The sequence below is a fragment of the Rossellomorea arthrocnemi genome (assembly GCF_904424705.1).
Classification (GTDB): Bacteria; Bacillota; Bacilli; order Bacillales; family Bacillaceae_B; genus Rossellomorea; species Rossellomorea arthrocnemi.
In genome coordinates this window covers 1-18,715 of record NZ_CAJGBF010000040.1, presented here as the reverse complement: position 1 = coordinate 18,715, position 18,715 = coordinate 1, and the positions used below count along the sequence as shown (strand labels likewise).

Genomic DNA, 18,715 nt, shown 5'->3' with positions numbered 1-18,715 from the left:
TTTTGAACAAATGATAAAAAAAGGAAGATATTTAGCCGAGATGATTTTTAAAAAATTTTAATAGAGAAATAAAACGGTTGTAAGACCTGATATTATAACTTTTCCCGAGGGAGTCGAGCACCTTCCGCTCCAATCAACAACAGGTCTTCCATATGTATTTTTTTAAAGTCTTCAAAACAAATTTCTTTTGTTTTTTCTCTAATAATTGGTAATCCTGGCTATCCAGCATTCCCGTTTTAAACGCTACTTCCTCATTCCATTCTCTGTCGTCATCAGCGTAAAGCTTCCAAAGACTAGATTTTCTCCCCCTATTTCCTTACCTCTGTTTTCTTCCTGTCCAGTTTTCTCACGTCCTTTTGTAAATCTTTTTCCGTTAAAAAAGCCAAGAATGAAGGATCATTCTTGGCTCTGCGTTTAAGCTATTAAGCTGATGTCTTTTCTTCGTTTAGATCGATAACTGTACCATCTTCAAGCATTAGGTGAGGAGATGCATCTTCAAGAATCGTTTCTTTCGTAATGATACATTTTTTAATATCATCACGGGAAGGAAGATCGAACATCACGTCCAACATCATCGTTTCAATGATGGAACGTAATCCGCGGGCTCCTGTTTTACGCTCGATGGCTTTTTTAGAGATTTCAAGCAGAGCATCTTCTGTAAACTCAAGCTCGACATCATCTAATTCAAGCATTTTTTGGTATTGTTTCACCAATGCGTTTTTAGGTTTAGTCAGAATTTCAACCAGCGCTTCTTCATCAAGAGGCTCAAGGCTTGAAATAACCGGTAAACGTCCGATGAATTCCGGAATCAATCCGAACTTTAACAAGTCTTCAGGAACAACTTTAGAAAGCAGGGACTTATCTTCTTTCACTTCTGCACTCTTAGGATCCGAGCCGAAGCCGATGACCTTTTGACCTAAACGGCGCTTGATGATTTGTTCAATTCCATCGAATGCTCCACCACAGATGAATAGGACATTGGACGTATCGATTTGAATGAATTCCTGATGAGGATGCTTACGTCCGCCTTGTGGTGGAACGCTTGCTACCGTACCTTCAAGAATTTTCAATAGGGCTTGTTGAACCCCTTCACCTGAAACATCTCTTGTAATAGATGGATTTTCAGATTTCCTTGCTACTTTATCGATTTCATCGATATAAATAATCCCTTTTTCAGCCTTTTCTACATCGTAGTCAGCAGCCTGGATTAATTTCAATAAAATATTCTCTACATCTTCCCCAACATAACCGGCTTCCGTTAAAGAAGTCGCATCCGCAATGGCGAATGGAACGTTAAGAATACGAGCCAGTGTTTGAGCAAGTAGCGTTTTACCGCTACCAGTAGGTCCAATCATGGCTATATTACTTTTTGACAGTTCAACGTCATCAACTTTACTGCTGGAGTTGATACGTTTGTAGTGATTGTAAACAGCTACAGCAAGTGATTTCTTCGCTTGATCTTGACCGATAACGTATTCGTCCAGGATTTCCCGGATTTCACGAGGTTTTGGTACGTCTTTAAATTCTACTTCTTCTTCCGTACCAAGCTCTTCTTCTACGATTTCCGTGCAAAGCTCGATACACTCATCACAAATATACACACCTGGTCCGGCGACCAGTTTACGAACCTGGTCTTGTGTTTTTCCGCAAAAAGAACATTTCAGTTGCCCTTTTTCATCATTAAATTTAAACAATGATTTTCACCCCTTCGTTAAAACTTCATAAAATCGTGCTCTGTTTCATCAAACGAACGATTCCTTACTTCCCTATCACCTAAAGTTATGTACTGCATTTTATCATATTATATGTTCGTAAAGAAATTGATACGATTCTTAAGAATCATCTTATTATGTATCGTGCATTTTAGCAAATCTTTTACATTGCTAATGACTATTTTGTCCAATTGAAGTGAGGTAATGTAAGGAATCTTATTATGTATGTCCCTGGTGAAAAGTAATGCAACCCCGTTTCATAAGCTTTTTCCAAAAATAGTGGTTTCTATTCTTGTTAGATAGATAAAATTTCTTATTCAACAGAGTATAGTATTTTGGCTCATTTTGCCACAGAAACAGAAAACGCCTGGTGCAAACCCGTTTGCTCATTCGTTTTCTGTTTCTGTGGCAACTTTTCAGCAAAGCTTGAAAAGCGTGTGAAACATTCGTTTCACACGAATGAGCCAAAATACGATGTTATATGACGCTTCATTGTACAAAACAAGGCACGAATGATTCGCGCCTTGTTTGCTATTTTTATTATGCTACAGTTTTGCTGTTTTCAACAAGGAATTCTACTGCTTTACGAACTTTAAGATCGGCTTTAAGTGTATCAAGACCGCCTAGCGCTTGTTTGATGTTGTCAGCAGACATGTTGTATTGTTCTGCCATTTTGTTTACTTCTTCTTCAGCTTCTTCATCGGTTACTTCAAGATTTTCAGCTGCTGCGATTGCTTCCAATGTAAGGTTTGTGCGAACACGTTTCCCAGCATCTTCTGTCATTTGACCGCGAAGATCTTCTTCCGATTGACCGGAGAATTGGAAGTAAAGGTCAAGGTTCATACCTTGCATTTGCAGGCGTTGTTCGAATTCCTGCATCATGCGGTCTACTTCAGCCTTTACCATTACCTCTGGAATTTCAACTTCAGCATTGTCAGAAGCTTTATTTACAAGAGTTTCACGAACGGCTGTTTCAGCTTCGTTCTTTTTAGACTCTTGAAGGCGTTTTTCGATTTTCTCTTTAAGTTCAGCAAGCGTTTCAACTTCTTCGTCAGCGTCTTTTGCAAACTCATCGTCAAGTGCCGGAAGTTCTTTCGCTTTGATTTCATGAACTTTCACTTTGAATGTAGCAGGCTTTCCAGCAAGTTCAGCAGCATGATACTCTTCAGGGAAGTTCACTTCTACTTCTTTCTCTTCTCCTGATGCAACACCAACTAATTGCTCTTCAAATCCTGGGATGAATTGACCAGAACCTAATTCAAGTGAATAGTTCTCAGCCTGTCCGCCTTCGAATGCTTCACCGTCAACGAATCCTTCGAAATCCATTGTCACTGTGTCGCCTTCTTCAGCTTTTCCTTCTTCTTTAACAGCAAGCTCAGCTTGTTTTTCCTGAAGTGAAGTAAGTTCAGCTTCAACGTCTTCCGCTGTTACTTCTGTTTCCATTTTTTCTACTTCAAGATCTTTGTATTCCCCAAGTTTCACTTCTGGCTTCACTTGTACTTTCGCAGTGAAGATTAAATCTTTGCCCTTTTCCATTTGCTCAACATCGATTTCAGGACGATCGATCGGATCGATTCCCGCTTCTTCGATAGCTTTAGCATATGCTTCAGGTAAGATGAAATCTAATGCATCTTGATAAAGTGATTCTACACCGAAACGTTTTTCGAACATACCACGTGGCATTTTTCCTTTACGGAATCCTGGCACGTTTACTTGTTTCACAACTTTTTTAAATGCTGCGTCCAAACCTTCGTTTACTTTCGCAGCTTCTACTTCAATTGTAAGTACTCCTTGGTTTCCTTCTTGCTTTTCCCATTTTGCAGACATACTGTTCCCTCCAACAATCTATAATTGATCTTGAATTTTTTACGCATAGTAGTAGATAGTCCTGTATGAATCTAGCACTATCATCGTAAATATATGAAAAACTTTTACATTACAACCATTACATTATAACATACAGCCACTGTCTTTCAACAGAGAGCATTTAAATATTCGGAGAGGAAATTCCCTCTAGTTCCCTCAGTTTAAACAGAATCCCTTCAGACTCTGCGTTTTCAACCTGGTCTTTTAGCTCTTCTTGAAGGATCGTATCAGCAAACATCCCCGCTGTATAGTGTCCATACACTGCAGCGACATCTTTCGGGTCGTCTTCCAGTGTAAATGGATAGAGCAGAAAGACATGACGTTTCAGTAATTCCTGTGCGTGCTGAAATAAAGTAGGGTTGGTTTGTGCCAGAAGATCATCCAGCTCATGTGTTACCCCCGTGAAGAAATCTGACTCGAACACATCATCCAATGAAGAAGGAGTTACACGATCTTCCATCTCAAACTTCGCTACAACTACTTCTTTATCCAATCCGTGCTCTCTTAAAACATTTAAAATCATCGTTTGTAAAAATGGATGGGCGTCCGGATCCATCAATACCCCTTGAAGCTCTCCAAGGAATGGTTGAATATTACGATGAACGAGCTGAGCTGCGATCAGCGTCTGTTCCTCAAGGCTCTTCCCTGTCAGTATGGATGTTTGATCCTCTGTCGATTCTTCTTTTTCAGGAACTGACGCTTTTCCATTCACTACCTTCTCACTGAAATGGAGAAGCTTTCTGAAGTGTTCTTCTTTTTCAAAGGGCACTTCCCTTTCTTCAAGCAGGGCGTTGATCGTATCGACCACTTCTTTGTGCTGATGAAGCTGGATGAGAATCATTAAATACATGTCAACGACCTCGAAATAGTCACCGATTCCTTCAAGGAGCATCTCCTTACAAATGGATCCGGCTTTTTCATATTGCTTGCTTTCGTAAAGGGATAATACGAGGGCTGTATTAATTTCCGGATTATCCGGTTCTAATTCATAGGCTTGCGTAAGGAGCCTGGAGGATTCATGAATCTCTCCTTGTTCCAATGCCATTACCCCTTTTTCCAGCAGCCGGTCCTTCAATCCTGGAAACTGGACAATCTTTCCTTTTCCTTCTTGGTTTCCCTTATTCATTAAACCTACCTGCCTATACTGTTTAGTTGCCTTTAGTTTAGCACGATATCTTTTGGATAACAAAAAAAGCCTACCCTTTGCAGGCAGGCTTTATGTATGTAGAAATTATGGCGTCCCAGAAGAGATTCGAACTCCCGACCTACAGTTTAGGAAACTGTTGCTCTATCCTGCTGAGCTACTGGGACATGATTTAAAATAATGTGAGCACTCTTAGATTATAATTGCCCGGATCATGTATCGGATAAAAAAAGAGATACCCTCACAGCTTACTGTGTCAGTATCCCTTGTGTCAAAACCCTGATATCAAGGTATTATGTAAAGAATATGGCGTCCCAGGAGAGATTCGAACTCCCGACCGACGGCTTAGAAGGCCGTTGCTCTATCCTGCTGAGCTACTGGGACATGATTTGAATAATTTCTCTTTTCTTGATTTGTTTATCAAGGACAATATTTATTATATTCACATAGCATCAATAAGTCAACAGATATTCAAAAAAAGATTTATTTTATTTTTCGTCCCAATGTACCCCACGCTGAATGTAAAATGAGAACCCGTACGAGACGGGTTCTCACACTGTGTTTCATCGTTGAAATGGTTGAGTCAATTCATCCAGCACTACATGATCATGAGTCAGGAATGTTACCTTTACCTCTTGATTTCCGGTGTCTACTAATGCGTAGGTACGCTCACTTCTGCCACGTGGCAGGAGGATGCTTCCCGGATTTAGAAATAGTGTCCCGTTATTCCATTCTGCCCCCAGAGTATGTGAGTGACCAAAGAACACAAATTGTGCCCCAACCTCTTCTGCTCTGTAACGGAGCTTCATCAATGACATTTTAATTCCATAGTGATGTCCGTGAGTCACCATGATGGAATGTCCGTCAACTTGCTCCACCAGGTCGTCAGGTAATCGTGCATCCATGTCACAGTTCCCCCGGACAACCAGATAAGGTGATAGCGCAGGATCATCGGCACTCAACTCTGAGTCACCACAGTGGATCAGCGCATCGACACTTGACTGATATTTCTCTGATAGACCCATCAATTCTTCCTTGGATCCATGACTATCACTAACAACTAATAGTTTCATTCCGTTCACCCTTTAAACTAAGTCTGAAATAATATTACCCAGTTTCTTCAGCGCATGATCGCGATGACTAATTTGGCTTTTTTCATCTTGTGTTAATTCGGCCATGGTTTTTTGCAGAGAAGGAACGAAGAAGATCGGATCGTAGCCAAAGCCGTTCGTTCCTCTCTTGTCGCGTAAAATCATCCCTTCGCAAGTCCCTGTCACCGTTTTGGTTTCCATGTCGGGTCCGGCAATGGCCAACACACAGTAAAATTGTGCCCCGCGGTCGGATTCTTCCACAGGTTCCAATTCACGTAATACCTTATCCATATTCGCCTCGTCGCTTTTTTCTTCTCCGGCATAGCGTGCCGAATACACGCCGGGACGACCTTCCAGGGCATCGATGGCCAATCCTGAATCATCGGCTATCACCAGTTCCCCAAGAACATCCGCTACGGTTTCCGCTTTTAAGACCGCATTCTCCTCAAAGGTTACACCCGTTTCTTCCACATCCTCAATATGAGGAAGGTCTAGTAGTGTTTGTACCTCATACCCGTAAGGTGCAAACATATGTTGGAATTCTTTTGCTTTTCCCCTGTTCTTCGTAGCTATGATTACTCGTTTTGTCATCATTCTCTCATCCCTCTATTGAAATCTCTTTACGATATTACCTAATGACTGCTGTTGGATTTGGAATAGTTCGTGAATACCCACTTGTCCAAGCTTCAGTAATTGATGCAATTGATCCATTGTAAAGGTTGCTTCCTCACCGGTTCCCTGAAGTTCGACAAATTCTCCTTCACCCGTCATGATGATGTTCATATCTACCAATGCACTGCTATCTTCTATATAATTTAAATCAAGTACCGCCCCATGATCTTCTACAATTCCGACGCTTGTCGCTGCCAGGAAGCTTTTCAACGGGAATGATGAAATCTTCTTATTATCCTGAAGCTTCGCGAGGGCAAGCGCCATGGCAACGAAAGCCCCTGTTATCGAAGCCGTTCTTGTCCCGCCATCGGCTTGGATGACATCACAATCGATCCAGATCGTACGTTCTCCCAGCGCATCTAAATCAACCACCGCTCTCAGGGCACGTCCAATCAGACGTTGAATTTCCATCGTCCTTCCGGAAATTTTCCCTTTAGACGATTCACGAATGTTCCTCGTTTCCGTTGCTCTCGGAAGCATCGAATATTCTGCCGTGATCCACCCTTTTCCACTGTTTCTCATAAAAGGAGGCACCCGGTCTTCGATACTGGCATTACAAATGACTTTCGTTTCTCCAACCGTTATCAATACAGAACCTTCCGGATGCTTGACATAACCTGTTTCAATTTCGATATGACGCAACTGATCCTTTTCTCTGCCATCTGTTCTCATATAATTCCCTCCAATTTTTTCGTAAGTTATGTAAAAATAGGCTTAATCAAAAATAGAAGAGGCGGCAATCTGCCAACCTCTTTTCAGGTGTTTCTATAATAGTATATCAAAAAATCGTTATTTAAAAACTAATTGCGTTCACATTTTCTGGTCTTGTCACCGGTTCGGTCACCGTTTCACCGTCTTTTGAAACGGCGGTTGCCTCCCCATTAACCAATACCGAGACTCCTTTGATGCCCTTTTGCTCAGTTAATGAAAGGACAAGGGAATTAAGCATGTGTTCAGAAACCATTTTTTCTTCCAGACTACCATAAACCGCTTCGTTAAAGTTCAGGGTAACGGTTCCATCCTCGAGTTTCGGATCGTCCAATAGCTTCGCACCCGTAAAGTCACTTGCGAGGGAAGATGAATACCCGGGTCCTTCTATTAATTCATTCACCACAGCCTTGACTTCATCTACAGATTTTGAGCTGACGCGCTTTGTCACAGGGACATAATACGTTTTATCATCGGTTTGTGATACGTAGTATACCGTCAGCGGCTTTGTACTCGTAGGATCCACCACTCCGGCAGTATCGACATTGATGCCTACTTTTCGCGTTAATCCCTTTTCATCGATCGGCGTACCATTCACCGGCATTTCTGTTAGTGGATACCCATTTACGCGAAGCTCGACTTTTTCAACTGAATCAAACTGAGTTAATGTCCAGGTGACGGATTGAAGAATTCTCTGTTCATCTTCCGGCTGATAATTGTTGAATTCCGGAGAAAAGTCGGCAATTGCCTTACCATCTTTGATATCCACCGTTACTTGCGTATCAGCCGGCAGTACAGCTCTGAATCCATTTGGCAGGATATTCTCTACCGGACCATTCTTCACAAGATATTCAAGGGCCTGTTTGGCCACGCTCTCCTGACCCGGCAGAGGGATGGACTGGGAAACGACATAGCCGTTTTTATCGATTAAATATAGGTCAGTCATCACGGTTTCTGCACCCGCTTCTTCCTTGCTCACCTTTTTCTCTGAATCCTCTCCTTTTGCTGTATCAACCTTCTCCCCTTCTTTTAAGTAAGACAGGTCTTGAGGAGGATCGATCTTCTCCTTATCATCACCGAAACTGAGTAATCCACAACCTGAAAGATATACTGAAGAAGCTAAAACTGTTACAGCAATTGACACCTTTGCTTTTTTTGCCATTGGGAAACCTCCTAAAAGACAGTTTGTACTAACATATATACGAGCCCGTTCCAAAAAATAGACCGAAACATTTTTAATAACAACAAAAAACCACCCAACCACAAGATACTACTCTTGTAATCGGATGGTTTCTGCTTTTACTTCCCCGACTGTCAGCCAATCGGACGCAATCCTTGAAAAAATCGTGGAAGATCCTGTATTGAAAAAGCGGTGTTCCGGTCCCTGGACTCCCCTGTAAAGAAGGTTGTAATAATCAAGAATCGTACTAACCTCCCTCGCCGTCTCGTCCCCTGAGCTTATCACACTGATCTCCGGGCCCATGTAAGCCTGTATCTTTGGTTGTAATAACGGATAATGGGTACACCCCAGGATCAAAGTATCAATCCCGGAATCTTTGAGAGAATGAAGAGTCTCTCCTACAATATCATTCGCCATGGAACTATCGTACTCTCCACTTTCTACTAGTGGAACAAACTTGGGGCAGGCGAGTGACGTGACGTCCAGGCTTCCATGAAGGGAGTGAAGGGCATCCACATAGGCGCCGCTATTAATCGTCCCCACTGTTCCCAGGACACCGATTCGCTTATTATACGTATGCTTGATTGCCGCTCTCGCACCTGGGTGAATAACCCCTATCACTGGAATATCCAAGTGAGTCTGTATTTCGTCGAGGACTACCGCAGTGGCAGTATTGCAAGCAATGATAAGCATTTTGATATCATATTGCATGAGATATTGAGTCATTTCCCACGTGAAAACTTTTACTTCCTGAGCTGATCTGGGTCCATAGGGACACCGGGCTGTGTCACCGAGATAATAGATGGTCTCTTTCGGCAGCTGACGCATCACTTCTCTCGCAACAGTCAGACCCCCTACCCCAGAATCGATGATGCCGATTGGTTGAATCACATTTTTCCCTCACTCTGGTTTAATTTCTTGATGAAGTTTTGCTAAATGATCCTTTAATAACAGTACTTCCTGATCAGAAAAATCCGTTAAGGCACTCTGAAGATAATTCTGCCTTTTCTTGATCACTTCTTCAATAATTCTTTCGCCCTCTTTTAACATATGAATACGGACGACACGACGGTCATTTTCATCTTTGACCCGTTCCACCAGCTGGTTTCTTTCCATTCTATCAACCAGATCGGTCGTGGTACTGCACGCAAGATACATTTTATTCGAAAGATCTCCAATTGTCATATCCCCATATTCGAATAACCATTGAAGCGCGATAAACTGTGGAGGCGTGATGGCATACTGATTTAAGATCTCTCTTCCTTTTTGCTTAATAATCGACGATATGTATCGTAGGTCTTTCTCGATATCTGCAACTACTTTTAAATCTCCAATAGATCGGTCTTTAGAATTCGTCATTATTTCTCTCCTTTTGAAATCAGAAACTGGATACAAACTCCTTATAAAAAACACGGAACGCTTCTGCCTTCCTGTTTTAGCTTCTATCTCCATTTAGGGACAAAATCATCCCAGTTTACCCTTACTAGCATTTTCGCCTTTTTCGATGAAAAATTCAAGAAAAGTTCGCTAAGCACCTCAGAACTAAAAGAGACTGACTCTCATTCAAACATTAATAGGCATCCCATTAGAAACCCGTTAATTGTTCGTCATTAGAATCAGTCCCTTACATTTAAAGCTTGAGTTCCCCCATGCGAAGAAGCTCTACAACAGCTTGAGATCGCCCCTTCACTCCAAGCTTTTGCATGGCGTTGGAAATATGATTTCGAACTGTTTTCTCGCTAATAAATAGATCACTAGCTATTTCTTTAGTTGTTTTGTCTTGAACTAACAGTTCGAATACTTCTTTTTCTCTTTTGGTGAGCAACGGTTTGTGTGTAAAATCATTGTCCTTCAATTATGGTAACCCTCCTTGCCTTCGCCAGCTTTAAACCGCGGGGATGGGTATTGTCGGTCGTCAGAATATCATATGTGAAGGTAGGGTTTAGAGTGACATAGAGAAGGAAGTTAAATGAAAAATAGGCAGTCGTTTCTTTCACATCCTACACTGGGCTGCTGACCATCTTTTCACAGTCAAACTTCGTTTTCATCTCTTCGGTCCAAGGGACACCCTTTCCGGTTTTCTTCGATATTTGGACCATGGTTCCTCTACCGGTAAAGCAAATCTCTCCTTCTTCATTCAGACCCATATAGTGTAAATCCACTGAAGAACGACCAACACGATTTGCTTTCACATATATCTTCAACGTTTCGTCAAAGAATACTTGTTTTACAAAATCACATTGTAAATCCGCAACCACAGGAATCGTATTATGCTCAGGCTTAATCCAGTTTTGCATAAATCCAATGTGTTTTAAATATTCGATCCTGGCTTCTTCAAAATAGGTGAATGGAACGGTGTTATTCAAGTGTCCAAACATATCAGTCTCAGAAAACCGGACCTTTATATGGATAGAAAATGAAAATTCTTTTTGCCATGTTTCTATATCTTCAATGTATGTATAATGTGTCAAATTGGCTCCTCCTTTTACTAACGAATATGGAAATCAAAAAAATGAATGGTGATTCATTTTATTATACCCTTTTTTTGAAAAATAAGAAACCTAAATACCTGAAATAGTACCGGCTGAATATACAGGCTTTTTAATGACTACTCTTTTGTTCTACGATCCTTCCTTCCACAAGAGGGGAAATAGGTGAATGACTCGTTATATACTCACTCATCACTTCATATAGATTGAGGTGTAGCTCGGAGATCCTTCCGTTATTTTTCGCCTGTCGGAATACGCTAAAACCATCCCCTCCACCGGCAAGGAATGCGTTGACTGCTACCCGGTACATTTTGTCAGGCTCAAGACTATTTCCTTGTATTTTTACGTCCTTGATTCTTTCACCCGTGGGCTTGGTAGGGTCAAAATGAAACATCATCCCTGATACTTGCAGGAACTGGCCTGCTTTTCCTTCAATATTTGACACACTATGTTCCAATGCATAGAGAATCTCCTCTCCCGTGAGATTCAAAGTGACGAGGGTGTTCCCGAAAGGCAGTACCTCTAACACTTCCCCTACTGTGATATCTCCGGCGTTGATGGAGCTTCTGATTCCTCCCCCATTTTGAAATGCTATTTGCGTGGGGGCATACTGATTCGCCGTTTCCAACATGGCATCTGTTATGAGATTACCTAAATTGGTCTCTTTTGTCCTAAGGTCCTGACGTTCCCCATTCAATGGTAATGTGGTTGATCCTATGATTATGTTCTTTACATCTTCAATGGGTTTACGTAATTGTTCCAAACGATTTTCAGCCCATGAATCGGGAGGGTAAACTTCTTTCCCATGTTTATCTTTTGCAAGCACATCGATTAATTCTCCGTTCCAGTTTGTTATAACCCCTTCTTTCGAGAAAACGGCCTTCACTATCCCCAATGATTTTCCATACTCATTCGCCTGGACGATCAATGTCGGTTCCGTTTTTCCATGATATACGAGGGGGCTCGCCAAAGATGAGTGGGAGTGACCGCCTATTATGATGTCGATTCCTTTTACCTTTTGGGCTAAACGTTTGTCATGCAACAAGCCTAAATGAGATAACAGAATGATGTGATTTACACCCCTTGCCTGAAGTTTCGCAATTTCTTCAGACGCCTTCGCTTCGGCATTCCTGAAAACAACCTTTTCACTCGGATAAGAAAGGAAAGTTGAATCTTCTGTTGTTACTCCGATAATCCCAATCTTGACTCCACGGACCGTTTGAATGATGGAAGAATAGATTTTCCCTCCTTCTGCACGTTCAGGAATCCCACTACCCTTTATAGGAGCAAGAAACGGATCAAGATGGACATCCACATTACTGCTCACCACAGGAAAGGATAACTTTTTAATAAAGTCTGCAAGCACCTCACTTCCTTTATCGAATTCATGATTACCAAGAGTCATGGCGTCATAGCCTATTTCATTCATGAATTCAGCATCAGCAAGCCCCTGATATTCATTAAAAAACAACGTCCCCGAAAACACATCACCCGCATCCAGGAGAAGAGCCTCCTTATCCTTTTTCCTTTCCTCTTTAATAGCCGTATGCAAATAAGGGATATTTTCTAAATGTGAATGGATATCATTCGTATGTAAAATCGTAAGGTGGAATGATTCTCCCTTCTCCTTTGCGTTTAATTCATCTAAACCAAAAAGGGTTGGATTAAACAATAAGACCACTACGATCAAAAATATCATTACGGACCGATTCACACTCATCTCTCCTGACTTTAACTTTGTTACCATGCATCTACTATGCTTCAAAAATCTGTGTTTTATGAGACAAAAAAAGCACTCTCCCGAAGGAAAGTGCTTTTTGTCATAAAGATTAATCAACCATATGGTCGCTTCCGAAGAAGTTTTTGAACATTTGGAACGTGGTTTCTCTGTTAAGTGCCGCGATCGAAGTTGTCAAAGGAATACCTTTTGGACAAGATTGAACACAGTTTTGAGAGTTTCCACAGTTGGCTAGTCCGCCGTCACCCATGATCGACTCAAGACGCTCATCCTGATTCATGGCACCTGTTGGATGCGCATTGAACAAACGGACTTGAGATAACGGTGCAGGACCGATAAAATCAGACTTACTGTTTACGTTCGGACATGCTTCCAAACAAACACCACATGTCATACACTTCGATAATTCATATGCCCACTGACGTTTTTTCTCAGGCATACGAGGTCCTGGACCAAGATCGTAAGTTCCATCAATCGGAATCCAAGCTTTTACTTTCTTCAGACTGTCGAACATGCGGCTGCGGTCTACCTGCAGGTCGCGGACAACAGGGAAAGTGCGCATTGGCTCAAGACGGATCGGCTGTTCTAATTGATCGACCAATGCCGTACATGATTGTCTTGGCTTTCCGTTGATCACCATTGAACAAGCTCCACATACCTCTTCCAGACAGTTCATATCCCAATTGATAGGAGTGGTGTTTTCCCCTTTTGCATTGACCGGATTACGACGGATTTCCATCAACGCGGAAATCACGTTCATATTCGGTCTGTAATCAAGTTCGAACTCTTCTTGGAAAGGAGCAGTTTCCGGGCTTTCTTGACGAGTAATGATAAAACGGACTTTTTTATTTTCACTCATCATTTAGTTCCCCCTTTGCTCTTAGAATAGTCACGTTTACGTGGTGCGATCAGTGAAGTATCAACTTCCTCGTAATGGAATTCCGGTGAATTCGTCGCAGCATTGTATTTAGCCATCGTCGTCTTCAGGAATTCTTCATCATTACGTTCAGGGAAATCAGGCTTATAATGAGCTCCACGGCTCTCATTACGATTTAAAGCACCGATTGTAATAACACGGGCAAGCTGAAGCATATTCCACAATTGACGTGTGAAAGTAGCTCCCTGGTTGCTCCACTTAGCCGTATCATTGATATTGATATTTTGGTAACGCTCCATCAGTTCCTGAATCTTTTCATCCGTTTGTTTCAGCTTATCGTTATGACGTACAACCGTAACATTATCCGTCATCCATTCCCCAAGCTCTTTGTGAATGACATAAGCATTCTCTGTGCCATTCAGGGACATGATGTTGTTCCACTTTTCTTCTTCCTGTTTCACATAGCGGTCGAATACGGAAGAAGGGACGGATTCAACTGTTTCCTCAAGACCTTCAATATATTTAATGGCATTAGGACCGGCAACCATACCGCCATAAATCGCGGATAGTAATGAGTTCGCTCCCAGACGGTTTCCACCATGCTGCGAGTAATCACACTCTCCGGCTGCAAATAAACCAGGGATATTGGTCATTTGATCATAGTCAACCCATAGTCCACCCATTGAATAGTGAACGGCAGGGAAGATTTTCATTGGCACTTTACGTGGATCATCACCCATGAATTTCTCATAGATTTCGATGATTCCGCCAAGCTTGATATCAAGCTCTTTCGAATCTTTATGAGATAAGTCGAGGTAAACCATGTTCTCACCATTGATACCCAGCTTTTGATTCACACACACATCAAAGATTTCACGTGTTGCGATATCACGCGGTACAAGGTTTCCATATGCAGGATACTTCTCTTCAAGGAAGTACCATGGCTTACCATCTTTATACGTCCAGACACGTCCACCTTCTCCACGTGCCGATTCACTCATGAGGCGAAGCTTATCATCCCCTGGAATCGCTGTCGGGTGAATCTGGATGAACTCACCATTTGCATAGTAAGCCCCTTGTTGATAAACGATCGAAGCGGCAGAACCTGTATTGATAACAGAGTTTGTAGATTTTCCGAAAATAATTCCCGGTCCACCTGATGCCATAATAACGGCATCCGCTGCGAATGATTTGATCTCCATTGTTTGAAGGTTTTGAGCAACGATCCCTCTTGCGACTCCATCGTCGTCAATGACGACTCCAAGGAATTCCCAACCTTCGAACTTACTTACTAAACCAGCTACTTCATGACGGCGTACCTGCTCGTCCAACGCATATAATAATTGTTGACCAGTTGTAGCACCGGCGAAAGCGGTTCTATGATGCTGTGTTCCACCGAAACGACGGAAATCCAGTAATCCTTCCGGTGTACGATTAAACATAACACCCATACGATCGAGTAAATGAATAATCCCTGGTGCCGCTTCCGTCATTGCCTTAACAGGCGGTTGATTCGCTAAGAAATCCCCACCATAAACAGTATCATCAAAATGTTCCCAAGGAGAATCTCCTTCTCCCTTCGTATTAACGGCCCCGTTAATACCACCTTGTGCGCATACAGAGTGAGAACGCTTAACGGGTACCAGTGAGAATAAATCGACTTGCGTTCCTTTTTCTGCTGCTTTAATTGTGGCCATCAGGCCGGCTAAACCGCCACCGACAACGATGATTTTGCCTTTACTCATCGTGACTCACTCCTTTTCCTACCATACTTCAGAGCATTTACTAAATCTATAAGACTCGTATATTTTTTCTGCTTATACGAAGGCAAAGATTGCACGCATACCGACAATCGATAACGCTACAAAAATCCCGATCGTAACATATGTAGCAATTAATTGAGAACGAGGTGTAACCGTAAGTCCCCAGCTAACGCAGAATGACCATAATCCATTTGCAAAGTGGAAAATCGTTGAAAGAACACCAAGTACATAAAATCCTAACATCAACGGATTGGATAAAATGTTTTCCATCATTTGAAAGTTCACTTCAGCTCCAAACGCTGCCGCGACTCTTGTTTCCCAAATATGCCATGTTACGAAAATAAATGTGATCACTCCAGATACACGTTGAAGTAAAAACATCCAGTTACGGAAATAACCAAACTTACTAGCGTTATTCTTGGAAGTGAACGCAATGTAAATTCCGTAAATTGCATGGAAATACAATGGAAGGAAGATGATAAAGATTTCAAGGAAATAACGGAAAGGAAGACTTTCCATAAAGTGTGCCGCCTGGTTAAATGATTCTTCCCCGCCAGTGGCAAAATGGTTCACGACTAAATGTTGCGTCAAAAATAATCCAACTGGAATAACACCTAGCAATGAATGAAGCCTGCGATAATTAAATTCTCGATTTCCAGCCATGATTTACCCCCCTTAATGATAAAATATGAATTCGTTTTCTAATACTCTTCATGAATGATTAGACGACGATACATATTTTATATTGTAACAATAATGTGACATGTTCATTTTACTCCCAAGGAGTGGAAGCGTCAAGAAAACGTATACATAAATTCGACAATACCGCAAAAATATATTCAATCTATCAACAACGGAAAACATGAGGTTTTACCTGATTAAATGTTCGAAAATTCTAATAAATAAGCAATAAATATTATAGCACCAAAATATCCCAAGGTCATTTTTTCAAGGTATGGGATGATAATTACCACTTTCATGTATATAATAGTTTTATAGAAAGAGGGGATTTACTTGGAACAGAAAAAAGAAGAAGAAGTACATCAGCCGTCCGTTCCAATCTTCGGATATGAAATGTTACGCGACATCTTGATTCCAGACATATTAGGAAAGCATACACCCGATATTTTATACTGGGGAGGAAAACAGCTATCCCGGAAATTCCCCCTTCAATCAACAGAGGAAATGTCTTCATTTTTCACTGAAGCCGGTTGGGGAACTCTTACACTTCTGGAACAAAAAAAGAACGAGATGACATTTGAGCTGAACGGACCTGTGATCGAACGGCGTCTATCCTTGAAAACAGATGTTAACTTCAAGCTGGAAACGGGTTTTATTGCCGAACAAATTCAGCTTCAAAAAAAATGTGTGGCAGAAGCTGCTGACGAATTACATAAACGTAGTCAATCGGTCAAAATGATTGTAAGATGGGACGACAAAGACCGTATTGAATAATCCTGCTGAATTCTTTATAAAGGGTTGCCCCGAGCATTTCAGGGCAACCCTTTTCTATGTTGGTTTACAGCGTGATTTCTTCCATTTTGACTGCATCCAGGTTAAATGCAGTATGTAATACGCCTGCCGCCTTTTGCATGTTTTCCCCGTCCACGACTGCAGACACCTTGATTTCAGATGTGCTGACCATTTTTACGACAATGTCATGCCGGGCGAGAACTTCGAACATTTCTGCAGCCACACCTGGATTCGAGATCATGCCAGAACCGACAATCGATACTTTCGCAAGTCCGCTTTCATGTTCGATATGAGTAAAATTCAGGCGGGATTTATTGCGTTCCAAGACGGCAAGGGTTTCCTTCAGGTCCTGTTCCTTGATAGAGAAGGACAAATTAGTTGTATGCTGATCGGTCTGACTCTGAATGATGATATCTACATTCAAATGATTTTTAGCTAATGTGGTAAACACAGATGATAGGCCTGTTAATGCGTTCTGCAAACCAAATACAGTGACACGGGTAATTTCATTTTCAAATGCTACTCCTCTTACGATCAAGTTCTGCTCCATACTTGCTTCCTCCTCAATATACGTCCCTTCCACTCTTTCAATGCTGGATCTGACTTCTAGCGGTATTTGATAATTTTTTGCAAACTCCACTGCCCTTGGATGCAGGACTCCCGCCCCAAGGTTCGCAAGTTCAAGCATTTCATCATAGGAAATGGACGGTAACTTTCTTGCTCCATTAATATAACGTGGATCTGTCGTATATACCCCGTCTACGTCTGTATAAATGTCACAGCGCTCCGCTTTCAGGGCAGCCGCAATCGCAACGGCCGTCGTATCCGACCCCCCGCGACCGAGTGTGGTGATTTCACCAGATTCCGTCATACCCTGGAACCCTGCTACGATGACCACACTGCCTGATTGCAGATGAGAAGCCATTTTTTCTGTATGAATGTTTGTGATCCTCGCATTGCTGTGAATCGATTCCGTTTCGATGCCGGCCTGCCAGCCAGTGAATGAAATGGCATCATGCCCTGATTGGATAAGTGCCATTGTCAGGAGTGAAATGGTTACCTGTTCTCCTGTTGAGAGCAGCATATCCATTTCTCTTTTGCTCGGATGAGAGGTGATCTCCCTTGCAAGTCCTACGAGTGTATCCGTCGTTTTCCCCATCGCTGATACGACGACGACAACATCATTCCCTCTTTCTTTTTCTTCAACAATTCTTGACGCAACATTTTGAATTCTTTCCACAGACCCTACTGAAGTCCCACCGAATTTTTGAACAATAATACTCACGACTTCTCCCTCTTTCTGAGCGCATATTCATGACTCATTTTTTGATGATGAAGAGTTCAATCACAATCATCCTAGACGTTCATTGAGCAGGATCTGTGCATCCAAATCCTGCGCTGATAATAAAAAAAGCAATGAGAATAATATCTCATTGCTTTATGAACATACAGCAGAACATACAAATAGGTTCATCGGCATTGTGAGATAGCTCTCCAAGATTGAATCATCTTGACAATTCTACATTTCTTAAACGTAGAACCAGCGGATATAGCATGAGACTATAAACACTTCGGCGATTCTCCCCTTTCCAGGCATCTCGACGGAGCTCATTCTCCTCTTTACCTGTACTCTTGAAGTTCGCACCTCTATCACCACTTTTAAAAGTGATAATGTTATAAATTTTTGTTAATTATAGCATAGGGGAAATATTGATTCAATGGCTAATTGAGTCAATATTTCATTTTATTGTGTTTTCGTTAGATGTTTTGAATGAGCATACTGTGGTTGATTTGCGCTCCAGATGCTCGCTTTCCGCGGGGCGTCGGTTGAGTCTCCTCGGGCTAAAGCCCTGTGGGGTCTCAACTTCCACGCGTTTCCCGCAGGAGCTATTCCTGTGAGATGAGAATTCATCTATTGCATAAAAAAAGACCCTCCGTTATGATGCAGGTGCTAACCAATCGCTCATAACTAAGGAGGATCTTCACATGCATGATAATCGAA

At 41.9% G+C, this 18,715-nt stretch carries 17 protein-coding genes, 2 tRNA genes and 1 riboswitch; of the genes, 1 reads left to right on the top strand and 18 read right to left on the bottom strand.

The features are described from left to right. Positions 1–422: 422 nt before the first annotated feature. From clpX to BAA9072_RS23515, 17 genes are all read right to left on the bottom strand, one after another. A complete protein-coding gene (clpX, locus tag BAA9072_RS23595) occupies positions 423–1,694 on the bottom strand; it encodes an ATP-dependent protease ATP-binding subunit ClpX (protein WP_201716999.1) in 1,272 nt (423 codons plus the stop codon). Positions 1,695–2,252: 558 nt separating this feature from the next. Continuing rightward, positions 2,253–3,539 (bottom strand): trigger factor, encoded by a 1,287-nt coding sequence (gene tig, locus BAA9072_RS23590; RefSeq protein ID WP_201716998.1) that lies wholly within the window; start codon positions 3,537–3,539, stop codon positions 2,253–2,255. 160 nt (positions 3,540–3,699) lie between these two features. Continuing rightward, positions 3,700–4,704, bottom strand: coding sequence for a tetratricopeptide repeat protein (locus BAA9072_RS23585; RefSeq protein ID WP_201716997.1), 1,005 nt, complete (start codon positions 4,702–4,704; stop codon positions 3,700–3,702). 108 nt (positions 4,705–4,812) lie between these two features. Further along, positions 4,813–4,889 (bottom strand) — tRNA-Arg (locus tag BAA9072_RS23580). 140 nt (positions 4,890–5,029) lie between these two features. Next, positions 5,030–5,106, bottom strand: a tRNA-Arg gene (locus tag BAA9072_RS23575). A gap of 179 nt (positions 5,107–5,285) precedes the next feature. Beyond that, on the bottom strand, positions 5,286–5,795 hold the full coding sequence (locus BAA9072_RS23570; RefSeq protein ID WP_201716996.1) for a metallophosphoesterase: 510 nt from the start codon (positions 5,793–5,795) through the stop codon (positions 5,286–5,288). Between the two features lie 12 nt (positions 5,796–5,807). Next, entirely contained in the window at positions 5,808–6,407 is a 600-nt protein-coding gene (locus BAA9072_RS23565) for an XTP/dITP diphosphatase (protein ID WP_201716995.1), read from the bottom strand. 12 nt (positions 6,408–6,419) lie between these two features. After that, entirely contained in the window at positions 6,420–7,157 is a 738-nt protein-coding gene (rph, locus tag BAA9072_RS23560) for a ribonuclease PH (protein WP_201716994.1), read from the bottom strand. Between the two features lie 121 nt (positions 7,158–7,278). Beyond that, positions 7,279–8,355 carry a GerMN domain-containing protein gene (locus BAA9072_RS23555; RefSeq protein WP_201716993.1) on the bottom strand — a complete coding sequence of 359 codons (1,077 nt, stop codon included), beginning with the start codon at positions 8,353–8,355 and terminating at the stop codon, positions 7,279–7,281. A gap of 108 nt (positions 8,356–8,463) precedes the next feature. Continuing rightward, entirely contained in the window at positions 8,464–9,264 is an 801-nt protein-coding gene (gene racE, locus BAA9072_RS23550; protein WP_201716992.1) for a glutamate racemase, read from the bottom strand. A gap of 9 nt (positions 9,265–9,273) precedes the next feature. Then, on the bottom strand, positions 9,274–9,732 hold the full coding sequence (locus BAA9072_RS23545) for a MarR family winged helix-turn-helix transcriptional regulator (RefSeq protein WP_201716991.1): 459 nt from the start codon (positions 9,730–9,732) through the stop codon (positions 9,274–9,276). Between the two features lie 271 nt (positions 9,733–10,003). Next, the gene (locus tag BAA9072_RS23540) at positions 10,004–10,228 is read right to left on the bottom strand and encodes a helix-turn-helix domain-containing protein (protein WP_032087424.1); all 225 of its coding nucleotides are present in this window, start codon (positions 10,226–10,228) and stop codon (positions 10,004–10,006) included. A 145-nt stretch (positions 10,229–10,373) separates the two neighbouring features. After that, a complete protein-coding gene (locus tag BAA9072_RS23535) occupies positions 10,374–10,844 on the bottom strand; it encodes an acyl-CoA thioesterase (RefSeq protein WP_201716990.1) in 471 nt (156 codons plus the stop codon). 130 nt (positions 10,845–10,974) lie between these two features. After that, complete coding sequence (locus tag BAA9072_RS23530; RefSeq protein ID WP_201716989.1) at positions 10,975–12,576, bottom strand: bifunctional metallophosphatase/5'-nucleotidase; 1,602 nt, start codon at positions 12,574–12,576, stop codon at positions 10,975–10,977. Positions 12,577–12,691: 115 nt separating this feature from the next. Continuing rightward, a complete protein-coding gene (sdhB, locus tag BAA9072_RS23525) occupies positions 12,692–13,459 on the bottom strand; it encodes a succinate dehydrogenase iron-sulfur subunit (protein WP_201717001.1) in 768 nt (255 codons plus the stop codon). After that, positions 13,459–15,222 carry a succinate dehydrogenase flavoprotein subunit gene (gene sdhA / locus BAA9072_RS23520; RefSeq protein ID WP_201716988.1) on the bottom strand — a complete coding sequence of 588 codons (1,764 nt, stop codon included), beginning with the start codon at positions 15,220–15,222 and terminating at the stop codon, positions 13,459–13,461. Before sdhA ends, sdhB begins: the two co-directional genes overlap by 1 nt. Before the next feature lie 72 nt (positions 15,223–15,294). Continuing rightward, the gene (locus tag BAA9072_RS23515) at positions 15,295–15,903 is read right to left on the bottom strand and encodes a succinate dehydrogenase cytochrome b558 subunit (protein ID WP_034757098.1); all 609 of its coding nucleotides are present in this window, start codon (positions 15,901–15,903) and stop codon (positions 15,295–15,297) included. 411 nt (positions 15,904–16,314) lie between these two features. On the opposite strand from BAA9072_RS23515, the gene BAA9072_RS23510 reads away from it, so the two are divergent. Continuing rightward, complete coding sequence (locus BAA9072_RS23510; RefSeq protein WP_201717000.1) at positions 16,315–16,695, top strand: YslB family protein; 381 nt, start codon at positions 16,315–16,317, stop codon at positions 16,693–16,695. 64 nt (positions 16,696–16,759) lie between these two features. Here BAA9072_RS23510 and BAA9072_RS23505 read toward each other — a convergent pair whose 3' ends face one another. After that, positions 16,760–17,998, bottom strand: a complete 1,239-nt coding sequence (locus tag BAA9072_RS23505; protein ID WP_201716987.1) for an aspartate kinase — start codon at positions 17,996–17,998, stop codon at positions 16,760–16,762. A 194-nt stretch (positions 17,999–18,192) separates the two neighbouring features. Continuing rightward, positions 18,193–18,371: riboswitch (Lysine riboswitch) on the bottom strand. Positions 18,372–18,715: the final 344 nt, after the last annotated feature.